The following is a 14,201-nucleotide window of genomic DNA, read 5'->3' as shown; positions in this document are numbered from 1 at the left end:
CGGCCGTGAAACGGGAATCGGGGCCGCTTCATGGTGCTATATACATGGGCACGTAGCCTCACAGCTCATCGCTCCCTGAACAAGGGCGTGGTCAATTGACGGCTTACGATTCGTTCGATGTCACGCAAAGGGTGCTCGCCTGACAACGCCGCCTGCGAGGGCTTCTTCGGCAGGCTGAAGACGGAAATGTTCTACCCTCGAGACGGGAAAGCCGCGAGCATCGAGCAGTTCACCCAGGCCCTGGACGCATACATCCGCTGGTACAACGAGAAACGGATCAAGATCTCACTGGGCGCTCTCAGCCCTGTTGAATATCGCAAGAGCCTGGGGCTCATGGCATAACCAGTCCAAGAAATCCGCCGCACCCCCGGTGGCTCAGATTTACTTCGGCGCGGACACTTTGGGCAAGGACAACGCAAGATGCGCTACGACTTCATTCCCACGGCCGTTTTCACGGACCCCAGCATCGGAACCGTGGGATACAGCGAGGCGCAGGCGCGCGAAGAATTCGGGGAAGTGGCGGTGTATCGAAGCGCGTTCAGGCCGCTCAAGCACACTCTGTCGGGCAGCACCGAGCGCGCCCTGGTCAAGTTGGTGGTAGATACCGCCAGCGACCGCGTCGTAGGCCTGCATATTGTTGGCCAGGACGCAGGCGAGATTGTGCAGGGGTTCGCAGTGGCCATAAAGGCCGGGGCTACCAAAGCCGTATTTGACAGCACTATCGGCATCCATCCGACTTTGGCTGAAGAGATCGTGACACTGCGCAATCCGGTCGCGAGTCCGGCAAGCGCCCTTGACATTTAACCTGCCGGCACTCGCACCTGAGCCGAGCTCACGCTCGAGCTGGCGCAAGAGCGTCGCCCGCAGCACTCACTTGGAGGCCGCGACGCGACCCCGATGCAGACCTACTAGGCGGCGCACGCATTTTTCTGACGCCGTTATCGCTCGTTTGCAGCGCTGCGAGCACCGGGCTGGAGTCGTGCTACGGTCTCCGACCAATCCGGTATGAGCGCGGCGAAATGCCGAACATCCGCTTGAATGCGCGGCTGAAGTAGGCGTTATTCCAGAAACCCCATCGCATCGCGATCCCGGCCACGGACAGCGACGAGTGCATCGCATTGCCGAGGTCCTCTTTGCACCGCAGAAGACGCCGATGGGTGACGTAGGTCGACACTCCCAGTTCCTCGGCGCTGAAGAGCCCATGCAGCGTGCGTACCGACATTCCGTTGGCCGATGCAATCGCATGCGGGTCGAGCCTCGGGTTGGCCAGGTTCAACTCAATGTACGATTTCACCCTGAGCAGCCGGAGTTCGCGCTCGTTGGCCTCATCGGTTCGAAGCTCGAGCAACTCGGAAACCATCGAGGTTGCCAGATGGACTGCGACGCTGCCAAGCGATGTCCTGGCAATCACTCCGGAAGACGTATGGCCGCTGCGGACCTCCTCGATCAAGGACGCCAGCAACTTACCCGCGCCTGACACTGCGTCGAACGGCCTGCCCGCAACATCCGAAAGCCTGCTCCCAGCAAACGCAAGACTTGCGTGCGGCAACTGCAGCACATGCAGGTCGAAGTCCTCGTCGAACTCAAGCTCGAAGGGATAGTTCGAGTCGTAGAGCACGAACTGCATCGGTGCAACCTGGACAGTTCGGCCGTGCTGGCTGACTTTCCATCGGGCTTTGGGCGCAAAGCCGAACATCAGGCATTCATCGCTCGACAGGCGGATCAGTGCGCTGGTTCTCGCCACGCGCTGTGGCGAAGCGCGAACAACCGTAAGCTCCGCCTCGCCCAGTCGCTCGTTGTGCAGGCTTGCTCGGAACTCGCCTGCACGGGGAGGCTGCACGCTCGACGGGATGAACGTACTCGAAACGACCTCGTTCCAGTACGGGAGGCGATCCGCCATCGCCATCCCGTCCGTGGTGAAGCAGGAGCTCGTCTGCATATTGCACTCCAGGACAAGAAACGCTGCGCTAGGAGGAAAACTTTTGTGGCTTTTGCATCCTACATTGCGATGCCCGCAGCGACACATAGGTCTTGCACGGGGTCCCGCATGTCCGTCGGGCGCCTGAACGCAGACACATGCCGAAGTGCAGAGGCATCGGCGTCAGTCGTAGCGAAAACGGCAAATAGGACGAACTACCACGAGAGGAAGACATGAAGATCGAGCCGGGACTGGCCATCGCGACTGCGGCAACGCAGTATGCCGAACGCACCGCACTGGTGACGGACGACGGACAGGAAACATACTTTGAACTCAACAGGCAGGCGAACAAGGCTGGTTCCGCAATCGCTGATCGACTAAAAATCCCGCGGGGCAGCGCCATCGGGGTTTTGTCGTACAACCGAAGGGAAATTGTTCACTGCTGGCTCGGTTTCGACAAGTTCGGATTTCCTCGCGTCGCCTTGCATGCGCATCTCCCGATCCAGACTCACATCGCGACTTTACGTGCCGCGAAGGCGCGGGTTCTGGTGTTCGATGTGCGGTTCGCGCAGGCGATCGCCGAGCATCTCGACGCGCTCAAGGCCCTCCATCTGGTCGGCATCGGTGCAGAACACGAGGTGCCTGGATGGGCGACTCCCTTTGCCACTCTGCTAGATCAAGCGAGTGACGAGGAGCCGCACTTCGAGGTGGACGATGACGCTCCCTACTATCTTCAGCCGACGAGCGGCACTACTGGCATGCCCAAGCTCTGGGAAATGTCCCACCGCGCATGGCTGGCGATGGTCTCGCAGAATCTGGAGCACCTGGACTCCTTTGGTCCCAACGCGGGCTCTCTCTCCAAGGACGACGTGTGCCTGCATTTCCATTCTCTGCAATGGTGCAGCGGTGCACACAATCTCTACCCGCACCTCGTCCGGGGAGCCCGGAACGTGATACTGGACGACGAGCGGTTCGATCCAGGGAGGGTGGTCGATGCAATCGTGCGACACGGGGTCACCAATGCCTTCGTGCCAGGCCCCCTGCTACCTCAGCTCCTCGACGAAATCGAATCGCGCGGCGGCATCGAGCACTGCCTGCGCAGGCTGATCGTCTTCTTTGCCACGCCCGAGCTGCTGCAACGGACCAGCCGGTTGCTGGGCGACGTGTGGTGCCATGCGTACGGTGTCACTGAGATGGGAGGCGTCGCGACGCGGTTGCTGTGGAGCGATGTAGAGGACGATGAACGCCGCTGGGGAAGCATCGGCCGACCCGCGTCGTTCCTATTTCAGCTGGACGTCGTCAATGATCTCGGCGAACGGCAGGCGCCGGGCGAAGTTGGCGAGATCCGCGCACGCAGTCCAATGTCTCGCGGTCGTTACGTAGACCGGCTGGATCTTTCAGCACTCGACGCCAATGACTGGTTCAAACCCCGCGATTTGGCCTACATGGACGAGTGTGGTTTCGCCTACTACGTCGATCGCTGCACCGACGTCATCAACATCAACGGCCGCACCGTCTACCCACATACGGTCGAAGAACAGATCCTTGCGCACCCGAGCGTGCGGCAGTGCGGCGTCGTCGCGGTGCGCATCGGCGGGGTGGATCGCCTGGTGGCGGGCGTCGCGCTGCGTCCCGGCGCCGAATCCGGCGACGCCATGGCAGCCGAAATCCGTCTTGCCGGTTGTAAGAGACTAAAGCCCCACGAGACACTGCACGCCGTGTTCATCCTGGACGAGCTGCCGACCGTGCTCTCCGGCGCGAAGGTTAGACGCGCCGACCTGCAGGCGCAGCTCACGGCACGGCATGCGGGTTGACATGCAGCTGATCGCAGGACAGCTCACCCACCATGGATTGATGCGCGCAGGCCACCAGCGCATCCTCTCTAGAGTTGATGGCAGCGGAAAGACGGGTTTCGAACTGGCTGCGGTCGTGGCTGCATTGGCTGGCAATCTGGCAGAGCGTGGCCTGCGCCGGAAGCGCATCGGCCTTTGGTATTCGAACAGCATCGCTGCCGTCGAAGCATTTCTCGCCGTGGAGTGGCTGGGGGCGGTCCGCGTAGCCGCCGATCCCGCCCTAGCGGTGGACGAAGCGCGCAAGCTCTTTCTGGCGGCAGGGGTCGACCGCATCGTCGCCGATCCGGAGCACGCAGATCTGCTCGGAGGCGATGCGCTGGTGCACAGCGACGCAACGCCACTGGAGGGGACGGCTCTCTCGCCCGGTGAGTGGGTTCGCGACGAACCTGCCGTCGTCTACCCAAGGCAGATCACAAACGGCGAGCTGGTGGCTGTCACGATGTCGTACCGGAACTGGGCTGCATCGCTGACGACGAGCATGCGTCTATTCATGACGGGCGCATACGGCGCTCCCGTTAGCGGCGACGACCACTTTCTTACGACCCAGCAGATCATTCATGGGACTTGTCAGATCGGGACATTTCCTTTCATCGCCATGGGCCTGCCGCAAGTCGTACTCCCTCGCTTCGATGTCGCCACCGTCTTGCGGGCGATCTCGGATCACAAAGTGACTTCCGTGGTGTTGATCTCAGAAATGGTCAAGCGGATCAGTGCCGCTGAAGGCGTGGACATGTACCCGCTGCACCGTCTTCGTCGGGTCGTCTATGGCGGTGCACCTCTGGGCGTCGATGAGTTGCAGATAGCGATCGATGCGTTCGGGCCTTCGCTGCACCAGATCTATGGTCGCATGGAAGCAGGCTGGCCCTTGTCGATCCTGCGTGGGGACGAGCTTTGCCACGACGGCAGATTGCGCGAAGACCGAATGAACAGCTGCGGACGCCCGATCGCCGGCATCGAAGTCACCGTCGGCGGACATCATGACGGCCCAGCCGAAGGGGAACTGTGCGTTCGTGCCGATACCGTCGTCAAGGAGTTCGCCGACAACGACGGCTGGTGCCACACAGGCGACATCGTCCGTCGAGACGGCGACGGGTTCCTGTTCCATTTGGGACGATCTGATCGCCAGATCAATTGCGCTGGATACCACATCTATCCCGAGGAGATCGAAGAGGCTCTCATGGCAATTCCCGGGATTCGTCAGGCACGCGTTACAGGCGAGGACATGCCACCTTGGGGCATCACGCTGGTTGCTGAACTGGTGACCGAGGACTCGCAAGCCTCCGACGAGGAATGGACGCAGCGCATTCGCGCCGAACTCGGGATGCGCCTTGCCAAATTCAAGGTCCCCCGCGTTGTTCGAGTGCTCTCCGCCTGATCAACGCCAGCCGCGGCTGTAGCGGAACTCCATTTACTTCAGATAGGACATCTAGATGACAACTTCTGAAATTGCCAAGTACAAGGTCGCCGCCGTTCAGGCGGCCCCAGAGTTTCTTAATTTGGACAAGGGCGTCGAGAAGGCGGTCCGCCTTATTGAAGAAGCCGCGAAAAACGGCGCCAAGCTGATTGCGTTTCCCGAGGTCTGGCTTCCGGGGTACCCGTGGTGGATCTGGCTCGACTCGCCTGCATGGGGCATGCAGTTTGTCCAGAGGCATTTCGAGAATGCCCTGTTGGTGGGAAGTCCGCAGTGGGAACGCCTATGCGCTGCTGCTGCCGAGCACAGGATATTCGTTGTCCTCGGGTTCTGCGAGCGTCAGGACGGTACGCTGTACATTGCTCAAGCCATCATCGACGATGAAGGGCGAGTCGTGAGCACCCGTCGAAAGCTCAAGCCAACGCATGCCGAAAGGACTGTCTACGGCGAGGGCGATGGAAGCCATCTTTCGGTGCATCAAACGAGCATCGGCCGCATTGGCGCACTGTCTTGCGCCGAGCACATTCAACCGCTCAGCAAGTACGCCATGTATTCGCAGAATGAGCAGATCCATGTGGCGGCTTGGCCGAGCTTTTCAGTCTACAGAGGGGCAGCCTTTCAGCTGAGCCCGGAAGCCAATCTGGCTGCAAGCCAAGTGTATGCGCTCGAGGGCGGCTGCTATGTGCTGGCTCCTTGCGCGTTGGTGTCCAAGGAAATGCTGGAGATGCTGGCTGACACGCCGCAGAAACGGCAGCTGCTGCTTGAAGGTGGGGGATTCGCGCAGATCTTCGGTCCGGACGCCAAGCCGCTGTGCGAGCCGTTTCCGGAGACGCAAGAGGGCTTGCTCTACGCCGATGTAGATCTTGGCTTCATCGGCGTGGCCAAGGCGGCATATGACCCCACCGGACACTATTCCCGCCCCGATGTCGTTCGGCTGCTGTGGAATTCGAAGCCGGCGACCCGCGTTCACAGCTTCCAGGCCGACCCCACCGAATACAACACCCAAGGCGAATGAGTGAATTTACCGAGAAAGGAGACATCCGTGTCCGCGAGAACAATCTTGTCTATTCTCAAGTCCCGTCCTGCGGCCGCGGCCTTTGGCCTCGTGGCGCTTGCGCTCACCACTCAAGCACAGGTACATGCCGAGCGCATCGCACCCAATCCAGGTTCCGCCAATAGCGTCTGGATGGTCAAGAACGCCGGCGCACCGATCAACACCGAGTACCACGACGGCTGGGCCACGATCACGGGTGACGGACTGACCTTGTACTTCTCGTCGAATCGGCCAGGCGGCGTGGCGCCCGCGAACGCGGAGGACGGATGGTACATGGGCAAGGACGGCACACCAACGCGCTATAGCGTGTACGTAAGCCACCGCGCAACACGCAGTTCTCCTTGGGGCGATCCGAAGTTGCTGCCCAGGGGCGTGAACAGCGGCTATGCGGATCACAGCGCGCTCCAATCCGATGATGGTCATTGGCTGTTCTTCGCAAGCGATCGGCCCGGGGGGTGCGGTGGACTCGATCTGTATGCCAGCTACCGTAGAAACATCAGAGACGACATGGCATGGGAGCAGCCAGTCAATCTCGGTTGCGAGAACGATGGCGGGCCGAACAGTTCAGGAATCGATTCCTGCCCCAACTACGACGGAAAGGCCAACATCTACTTCACTTCTGCGAAGGATGCGAACCCGGTCAATCTCGATTTCAAGGTCACCCGCTTCGACCGACTCACCCGCAAGGCAGGCGCTGCGAGAATCCTGCCGAACAGCATCCCGGACATGGATGGTCACATTGACCCCAAGCATCGCTATGTGTGGGCGATCTACCCGGACGGCGTTGGCGGCAGCGACATCTGGCAATTTGAGGCTGGTGCGAATGCCAGGGACCCGTCGCAATGGAAGAAGCCTATCAAGCCTCTGCCCTCGCTGATCAACACCAAGTATGAAGATCAAATGCCAGCAGTCACTGGGGACGGCGAGATTCTGACTTTCGTGTCTGATCGTCCTGGTGGCAAGGGCGGCCTGGACATCTATGAAGTCGTTCGCGCGCGCGAAGACCGCAGAACGGCAAAATAAGAGCGAACCAAGACCCCGCGAGGCCAGTGCCGCGCTGCGCGGGTAAGCGGCAATGCTTCCGAGTTGCTCAGCGAGGCGGCGCCGCGGAACTTCCCGTGCTAGACGTCGTGCGTAGCGCCTTGCCGCCATACCGCCCGCGCTGGCCGGTGCGCGCCTCCAGGTCGTCCAGCAGCGCCCGCTGCGCGGCGCTGTTGTGACGCCGCTCCAAGTATGCAGCGGAGAGCCACATACCGGTGCATCCATAGCCCCGCAACACCGCGTCAGTTCGCCTTGGTCCCTCTGCGGCTGCACCACCAGCGAGGGCACATAGATCACGCCAAAGCCATGCGCCTGGATCAGCGGCGGACCTTCGGACGCTTCCTTGCGGCTACGCACGGGCACGTCGATCGGAAATCCCTTGCCCTCGAAGCGCCATATGGGGTGCGTTCCACTGCGCGAATGGTCTGCCAACGCCTTTCCTGGAAGTGCCTCGGCTTGGGGGTGAAGCGCACGCCTCAAAGCCACCCGAAGAAATCACAGACTGCCTGCCGTTGTGCCAACGTGTCGCGCTCACCCAGCGCCATTACCTCCTGGGTGAAAGGAGCCTCGAACAACAGGTAGCTCGCCAGAGCGGAACCGCTCAGGTCACTGCTCGCGCTGGACGAACCCACGCCGCGCAACAGCGCGCGCACCGTTCGCGGCAGGTACTTCTGGTGCCGAGCCGCGATGTCGTCAATGCGCTCGCTTGGCGCGATCACCAGCGCCTTCACCGACCGCAGTGAGGTGGCCAGGCGCTGCCCCAGCGTCATCATTTCCAGGGTACGGTTGACGCGCTCCATACGCTCGATGTCCACCGCGAGCGAATCGAGAAAGACGTTCGACAGCACGTGCCCACCAACTTGAGCCAGTGTCGGGTAACCGCCATCACGCACGATTCGCCCACGCGGTTCATGCAGCCGACCGGCACCAACGATGAGCATACGCTGCGCACCGAGATGGATCGCCGGCGAGATCGGTGAGGTTTGCCGCATCGAGCCGTCGCCGTACCAGCCGGCGTGCTCCGCATGCTCGATACGCTGTGCTGGAAATACGAAGGGGATCGCCGCCGAAGCGAGCAGGTGCTCCAGCCCCAGTCGCATGGGTACGGCCAGCCGCTGCGAGCGTTCATAGCCCGTCATGTCGCCGGTGGCCTCAAAGAAGGTGAGGTGTTCGCCGCTGGTGTAGCTGGACGCGCCTAGCGCCAGCGCGTGCAGATGACGCTCGGCCAGCATGCGCGGTAGCAGTTCCAGCGGCGCCCAATGTCGCAGCAGTTCGGCCAAAGGTTCATTGTCCAGCAGCGAACGTGGCCCTTCTTTGCGCCAGCGCGCCAACATCCAGCCTACCGAAATCGCGCTCAGCCACTGTGCACCGCTGCGGGCGATACCAAGCGCATCGGTGCGATACACCTGATCAGCGCGAAAGTTTCGCCAAACTGCGGCGATTGTCTCCACGCCCGCATCAAAGGAGTCTGCCCGGCAGGCTAAAGCGGCGGCATTGATTGCACCTGCCGAAGTACCGCATAGGATGCCGAATGGGTTCGGAGCCCCGTCGCCCAGACGTTCGCGGCGCAATCTCACCAGACCCTGCAACACGCCAACCTGGTAGGCAGCGCGTGCACCGCCACCGGACAGAACGAGCGCCGTCTTCTCGGCGCTCATGGCGGGCCTAGTATGTGCCACCGCAGGCACCCGAGTATGCCCGGCCGCCTTCACCACGGGAGAGAGAAGCGCAAGGACATAAAGTTCTCACCCGGATTGGGTTTCTTGATGCCGGCATTCGAGAAGTGCTGTACACGCAAGGAAACCTCGTAGGCCTTTTCCGGCCCAAAGCGGTAGCCAATTGCCAGCACTTCCGTGAACTGGAAGGCCGTGCTGAATCGACGCTGCCCTGAGTTGTAGAGACCGTCCAAGACGCTCCCTCCCAGGCCTGCCTCAAAGAACCAAGGAGATTTCGGTCCGGCGGGCTGGTAGCGCCAAGCCATCAGGGCTCCAAGCTGGGAATAGCCGCCTGTTGTGCCATCAGCATGGTGCGACCTCCAATGGCCACCCCATAGATCCCAATGCAGGGTCAGCGGACCCGCATCACGACTGATGCCCTTGAAGAGGCCAGAAGGCACCATCACGCCCACGTTCATTGCGCGTGTTGCGTCGCCTTGCAAAGAAGTCGCTCCAGCCTGCACATACATCTTCGCGTCGACAAAGCGAGCCTGGGCCGCAGAAACAGCCGGCAGAGCACCTACGGCCGTGCCAAAGAGAATGCGCACGCCGTGTTCAATGACAGTGCCGCGATGCCCACCACCGTTGCAGGTCCTCAGTCCGGCGAGCCTATCTGTGGTTTCTGAGCAAGGTGTCATGACCCAGCGTCCCTTCATATCCTTTGTTGCGCGAGCAGCTGGGTCATCGGTCCGTCTTCGACCCAGCCTTTAGCTCCTTCACGAACTGATATAGATGCGGCAGGAACGAAGACAGAAGCGGGTTATCCTTGTTTGCCAGGATCGCCCAGGCAAACAGCTTCAACCCGACCGCAAATGCCGCCGCGTCATCTTGGCTACTGAAGTCACCTCTGCTGCGAAGCCATGTCACGACGGAGATGATGTCGTCATGATTTCCGGCCTCAAATTGCAGAGGCTTGCGATCGCTGGGGATGCCATGCGAATCAGTCAACTGCTCCACAGTTACGCGATATCGGTATTGCCTCATTTGTATGGCTCCTCATGCTGGACGAATGGCGCTATTCACCGATGTGGATCCTCGGCGTCACGGACATACCGACGCGCAAATTCGCGGCACCAGGCTGGTCGGGGTCAATGCGAATGCGCACGGGTAGGCGCTGGACGATCTTGGTGAAGTTGCCCGTGGCGTTGTGTGGCGCGACGGCCGAGTAGCTGACGCCACTGGCCGGTCCGAGGCTCTCCACGGTGCCCTTCAGTACGGCCCCCGGCAAGGCGTCCACCTTGATGTCCACCGACTGCCCTGGCTGCACACGTGCCAATTGCGTTTCGCGGAAGTTGGCCGTGATGTAGACCGCATCGAGCGGGATCACCGCCACCAGCGGCTTGCCAGCATTCACGAATGCGCCGACGCGCACTGACTTCTGACCGATGAGGCCGCTGATGGGCGCTGTGATTTGGGTATAGGAGAGCTTCAACTCCGCCGCGTCCTGCGCCGCCTGCGCTTGGGAAAGTGCAGCCTTGGCTTTTTCAAGATCGGCTTTGAGGATGTCCGTCTGTTGCCGTGCCGCTTGCAGGCCCGCGCGGTTCCTGTCTCGGCTGGCCAGCCGAATGGCCAACTGCGCCTCGGCCTGTTGGCGCGCTTGGATCGAACCTGATCCGTCTGAAGCCAGGTTCCGATAACGCCTTTGGTTGGCCTCTGCCAATTTGAGTTCTGCGTCGTCCACCGCGACTGTCGCCTGAGCCTGACGTATGGCGGTCTCCTGCTGCGCCACGCGCGCGGCAAGCCCCGCGACGCTGGCCTTCGCGGCGGCGACTTGTGCCTTTGCCGCGTCCACCGCAACGATGAAGTCTCGATCGTCGATGGCCGCAAGCAGATCCCCGGCTTTCACTGGTTGGTTTTCTTCGACCAGCACCTTGCCGATCACTCCCGACACCTGGGGGGCGACGAGGGTGAAATCGGCCTGTACATAGGCGTCGTCCGTGGATTGGGTCGATGCGCTGGATTCGGGGCGATTCAGATAAATGACACAGCCCACTGCCACTGCGAGGAGCAGCACGGCACTGGTGATCTTGGCTTTTTTCGGCATGGCCATGGCGGAACTATCCTTGGGACGACGATGTGGATTGCGAAGCGGGGGCCTGCAAAATGGGAGCGGGAATGTAGGTCAGTCGCAATACGAAGGGGACCATCACCAGCGCCAAGACGCCCAGGACGCGATAGGCATCCGCGACCGACAGTACCAGTGCCTGCTGGGCGATGACTCCCATCAGTTGAGCGGGCTCCAGGGCAAGCGGAACGGAGTTGCCTACCAATGCAGCGTGATCCAGCAGCATTTCCGCGTGGACCCGCTGACTCACGGTCACAAGTTGCCCAACCACGGCGCCCCCGATTAGCGACCCCAGGGCGCGCAGCGTGTTGATGTTCCCCGACACATACGGGCCTTCGCTGGGGTGCACGACACTGGTACCCAGGAACAGCAGCGAGACGACCGCCATGGGCTGGCCAAAGGCTTGCAGCGTCTGCGTCAGCACGAACTGGTCGCGGTTCCAGTCGGAAGTCAGTTGCGCGCCAAGGAAGCACGCCAGGCCGATCAATAGCAGGCCGCCCGCGAACACGAATCGGGCATCGACCCATTTCCGGTACAGGAACAGCGCCACCACGGAACCCAGGGCGAGTTGAGGCAGCGCGACGATCAGCCCGATCGGTGCCATCTGAAGCGGTCGGTAGCTCTGCAGTGGCCCGAGAAAGGTCATTGGCAACATCACGCCGGAGGTCAGCACGACCAGAAGGCAGATGAACAAGGTGAAGCCCAGCGCCAGGTTGCGGCGGCTGAGCATCTGCAACTTGATGAACGGCGTGGGGTGATACCACTCCGTTAGCAGATAGGCCCCCAGCAGCGTCAGCCCGGCCACCAGCGAGACGACGATGAGGGGTGAATTGAACCAGTCCAGCCGAACGCCCTGATCCAAGGCGACGGCAATCAGGCCGAATGCCGGTGCGCCGAAGGCCATACCGGGCCAGTTGGCCTGCGGGAAACGGTCTGTCTGGATGGGGTCTTTGGGCAGGCCCCATCCGATCGTCAAGGCGGCAATCGCCGCGAGCGGAAGAATCTGCCAGTACACCCAGCGCCAATCGAACAGGCCATCCGTCCATTGCCCCGCCAGCCAGATCGAGAGATTGGGCGAGAAGGTGGCCGTCAGTGCATACAGCGCCAGTCCGTGCAGTCGGATGGGGGGCGGCAGAAACTTCAACGCCGCCATCATCAGCACGGGAATCATTGTGCCGCTGGCGATGCCCTGCAGAAACCGCATGGCCAGCAGCAGATCGAGGTCATGGATGAAGGGGATGCACACCGCCAGCAAAGTGCACGTGCCAATCATCCACAACTCGAAGCGGCGCACTGAAAGCGTGACGGCGAACCACGCTGAAAATGGCATGGCGATCACTTCGCCCGCGCTATAGACGGTGGTGAGCCAGGAGGCATCGTCCAGGCCGAAGCCCAGCGCGCCACGCACGTCGGCCAGTGCCAGCGCGCCCACGCGGTTGTTCAGTCCGGCCATCATGGCCGCGATGAGGATGCCGACCAGTCCCGCAATCGCCCGCTTCGGAGGGGCTGCCGCAGCGGTTGCCGCGGGCGGCGGCGCCGTCGACGACTGCGACGCTGCGGCGCTCATTGGTCAACCTTCGATTGCGAGGTGGCCGACGACACAGCGGTCGTCAGCGACGCGTCGCCGCCGGTCTGCTGCTCGGAAGAGAATGCGCCGGGGTCCCAGCCACCGCCCAGGGATTTGTAGAGATTGACCAGGGTGAGCGCGGCGTTGGTCGCGCTGGCATTGAGGCTGGTCTGGCTTGCGAGGACACCGCGCTGTGCGGCCAGGACGTTCAGGTAGTCGGCAGCGCCTTCCTGATAGCCGCGCTCGGCAGCATGCAGCGCCTGCTGGTTCTGCTCGTACGAAACCACCAACTCGGCATGGCGGTTCTGCTGGGCTGCCCAGGCGTCCAGGGCGTTGTCCACTTCATGCCAGGCTTGCAGCACCGTCTGCCGGTAGCCGATGGCGGCAGTTCTTTGCCGTGCCTCGTTCAGCGCCAGGCGCTGCTTCAGACGCCCGCCCTGGAAGATGGGAAGATAGACCGTGGGGCCGACGGAGAAGAACCGGGAATCCCAACTGTCGAGGTCGTTGAACTCGAAGGCTTCGACGCCGACCCTGCCTTTGAGGCCGATTCGCGGGTAGAAATCGGCTTTGGCGACGCCGATGGCTGCCGTCGCAGCATGGAGCTGGGCTTCGGCGCGCTGTATGTCCGGCCGCCTGTGCGCCAATTCGGAGGGCAGGCCCACCGGCACATTGGAAGGAAGCGACGGCAGAGGCATCGCTTCAAGCAACTGCGCATCGAGGGCGCGCGGCTGCTCTCCCAGCAGCAATGCCAGGACGTTCATCAGCGTGTTGCGGCGCTGGACCAATTCGGGTACCAGCGCCTCGACCGTTGCCAGTTGCGCGCGCGCCGAAGCGGTTTCAAAACGTGTGGCGACGCCATTGCGCTCACGGCTTTCGGCAAGGCGGAGCGTGCGATCGGCAACCTCCAGGTTCTGCCGGGTGATGTCCAGTTGCGCTTGCGTGCCGCGCAATTGGAGATAGGTACGGGCCACCTCGGCGGACAGGGCCACGCGTGCCGCCTCGCGCTCATACACCGTGGCCTCGAAGGCGGCCGCGGCGCTTTCGCGCGATCGACGCGCGCGGCCCCATAGGTCGAGTTCCCAACTGGCGTCGAATCCCAACTGCCAGAAGTCGCTCGCGCTCGTCGGAGCACCCAACGCGGCAAACTTGCCGTGCTCGCTGATGGCCTCGCGGGAATAGCCCGCCGAAGCACCCACACTGGGCAGCAGCAGCGAGGAGGCAATCCCCAACTGCGCCCGACTTTGCTCGATGCGCTCGGAAGCCATCTGCAGGTTCAGGTTGCCCGCCTGCGCACGGGCTTGCAGATCCGCCAGTACGTCATCGTTGAACAACGTCCACCATGAAGACGGGAAGTTCGCGGCGGATGTCTCCTGAGCCTGCGCGTAGTCCGCCCTGGGCGACAGTTGAACGGCTGCGAGCCTGTCGTCGGGTTTCACGAAGTCAGGACCAACCGCGCAACCGACCAGGGAGATCGTGCAGAGTGCCGTGCCTGCCTGTCGCAGCAGTTGTGAGAGCAGCGGTTGTGACGTCATGAAAGTTCACCCAATATACGAATAGTACCGAACCGCTCGGTTTGA

11 protein-coding genes and 2 pseudogenes are annotated in these 14,201 nt (G+C 62.0%); 6 read left to right on the top strand and 7 right to left on the bottom strand.

Annotated elements, in window-relative coordinates:
* Window positions 1-108: 108 nt before the first annotated feature.
* A pseudogene (locus K206_RS0128565) lies at window positions 109-342 on the top strand (IS3 family transposase); the annotation flags it as partial.
* 57 nt (window positions 343-399) lie between these two features.
* Window positions 400-804: pseudogene (locus K206_RS0128560) on the top strand (glutathione-disulfide reductase); the annotation flags it as partial.
* Window positions 805-982: 178 nt separating this feature from the next.
* Here the strand turns inward: K206_RS0128560 and K206_RS0128555 are convergent.
* Window positions 983-1,939 carry a helix-turn-helix domain-containing protein gene (locus tag K206_RS0128555; protein ID WP_020205777.1) on the bottom strand — a complete coding sequence of 319 codons (957 nt, stop codon included), beginning with the start codon at window positions 1,937-1,939 and terminating at the stop codon, window positions 983-985.
* 212 nt (window positions 1,940-2,151) lie between these two features.
* Here K206_RS0128555 and K206_RS0128550 point away from each other — a divergent pair, with 212 nt between their 5' ends.
* Genes K206_RS0128550 through K206_RS41955 form a run of 4 tightly spaced genes read left to right on the top strand, consistent with a single transcriptional unit; the run spans window position 2,152 to window position 7,259 of the window.
* On the top strand, window positions 2,152-3,732 hold the full coding sequence (locus tag K206_RS0128550; protein WP_011489321.1) for a class I adenylate-forming enzyme family protein: 1,581 nt from the start codon (window positions 2,152-2,154) through the stop codon (window positions 3,730-3,732).
* A gap of 1 nt (window position 3,733) precedes the next feature.
* Complete coding sequence (locus K206_RS0128545) at window positions 3,734-5,146, top strand: class I adenylate-forming enzyme family protein (RefSeq protein ID WP_011489322.1); 1,413 nt, start codon at window positions 3,734-3,736, stop codon at window positions 5,144-5,146.
* A 55-nt stretch (window positions 5,147-5,201) separates the two neighbouring features.
* Window positions 5,202-6,197, top strand: a complete 996-nt coding sequence (locus tag K206_RS0128540; protein ID WP_011489323.1) for a carbon-nitrogen hydrolase family protein — start codon at window positions 5,202-5,204, stop codon at window positions 6,195-6,197.
* Between the two features lie 45 nt (window positions 6,198-6,242).
* Window positions 6,243-7,259: a PD40 domain-containing protein gene (locus tag K206_RS41955; protein ID WP_038457528.1), complete on the top strand. Its 1,017-nt coding sequence runs from the start codon at window positions 6,243-6,245 to the stop codon at window positions 7,257-7,259.
* A gap of 494 nt (window positions 7,260-7,753) precedes the next feature.
* Here K206_RS41955 and K206_RS0128530 read toward each other — a convergent pair whose 3' ends face one another.
* Genes K206_RS0128530 through K206_RS0128510 form a run of 6 tightly spaced genes read right to left on the bottom strand, consistent with a single transcriptional unit; the run spans window position 7,754 to window position 14,156 of the window.
* Window positions 7,754-8,935 (bottom strand): patatin-like phospholipase family protein, encoded by a 1,182-nt coding sequence (locus tag K206_RS0128530; RefSeq protein WP_038457526.1) that lies wholly within the window; start codon window positions 8,933-8,935, stop codon window positions 7,754-7,756.
* A gap of 50 nt (window positions 8,936-8,985) precedes the next feature.
* Window positions 8,986-9,648, bottom strand: a complete 663-nt coding sequence (locus K206_RS41950; protein WP_011489326.1) for an acyloxyacyl hydrolase — start codon at window positions 9,646-9,648, stop codon at window positions 8,986-8,988.
* Between the two features lie 25 nt (window positions 9,649-9,673).
* Window positions 9,674-9,976 carry a DUF3861 domain-containing protein gene (locus K206_RS0128525; RefSeq protein WP_020205774.1) on the bottom strand — a complete coding sequence of 101 codons (303 nt, stop codon included), beginning with the start codon at window positions 9,974-9,976 and terminating at the stop codon, window positions 9,674-9,676.
* A gap of 31 nt (window positions 9,977-10,007) precedes the next feature.
* On the bottom strand, window positions 10,008-11,042 hold the full coding sequence (locus K206_RS0128520) for an HlyD family secretion protein (protein WP_011489328.1): 1,035 nt from the start codon (window positions 11,040-11,042) through the stop codon (window positions 10,008-10,010).
* A 7-nt stretch (window positions 11,043-11,049) separates the two neighbouring features.
* Window positions 11,050-12,624, bottom strand: coding sequence for an MFS transporter (locus K206_RS0128515; RefSeq protein ID WP_011489329.1), 1,575 nt, complete (start codon window positions 12,622-12,624; stop codon window positions 11,050-11,052).
* On the bottom strand, window positions 12,621-14,156 hold the full coding sequence (locus K206_RS0128510; protein WP_011489330.1) for an efflux transporter outer membrane subunit: 1,536 nt from the start codon (window positions 14,154-14,156) through the stop codon (window positions 12,621-12,623). Before K206_RS0128510 ends, K206_RS0128515 begins: the two co-directional genes overlap by 4 nt.
* Window positions 14,157-14,201 lie beyond the last annotated feature (45 nt).

The sequence above is a fragment of the Cupriavidus sp. WS genome, assembly GCF_000395345.1.
Classification (GTDB): Bacteria; Pseudomonadota; Gammaproteobacteria; order Burkholderiales; family Burkholderiaceae; genus Cupriavidus; species Cupriavidus basilensis_B.
This window is presented reverse-complemented; position numbering and strand designations above follow the sequence as displayed.

What these genes read in the sequence shown, in the direction of transcription:
- K206_RS0128550 (WP_011489321.1), top strand. Translation starts at nt 2,152, where the DNA reads ATGAAGATCGAGCCGGGACTGGCCATCGCGACTGCGGCAACGCAGTAT.
- K206_RS0128520 (WP_011489328.1), bottom strand. Translation starts at nt 11,042, where the DNA reads ATGGCCATGCCGAAAAAAGCCAAGATCACCAGTGCCGTGCTGCTCCTC.
- K206_RS41950 (WP_011489326.1), bottom strand. Translation starts at nt 9,648, where the DNA reads ATGAAGGGACGCTGGGTCATGACACCTTGCTCAGAAACCACAGATAGG.
- K206_RS0128530 (WP_038457526.1), bottom strand. Translation starts at nt 8,935, where the DNA reads ATGAGCGCCGAGAAGACGGCGCTCGTTCTGTCCGGTGGCGGTGCACGC.
- K206_RS0128510 (WP_011489330.1), bottom strand. Translation starts at nt 14,156, where the DNA reads ATGACGTCACAACCGCTGCTCTCACAACTGCTGCGACAGGCAGGCACG.
- K206_RS0128540 (WP_011489323.1), top strand. Translation starts at nt 5,202, where the DNA reads ATGACAACTTCTGAAATTGCCAAGTACAAGGTCGCCGCCGTTCAGGCG.
- K206_RS0128555 (WP_020205777.1), bottom strand. Translation starts at nt 1,939, where the DNA reads ATGCAGACGAGCTCCTGCTTCACCACGGACGGGATGGCGATGGCGGAT.
- K206_RS0128545 (WP_011489322.1), top strand. Translation starts at nt 3,734, where the DNA reads ATGCAGCTGATCGCAGGACAGCTCACCCACCATGGATTGATGCGCGCA.
- K206_RS0128515 (WP_011489329.1), bottom strand. Translation starts at nt 12,624, where the DNA reads ATGAGCGCCGCAGCGTCGCAGTCGTCGACGGCGCCGCCGCCCGCGGCA.
- K206_RS0128525 (WP_020205774.1), bottom strand. Translation starts at nt 9,976, where the DNA reads ATGAGGCAATACCGATATCGCGTAACTGTGGAGCAGTTGACTGATTCG.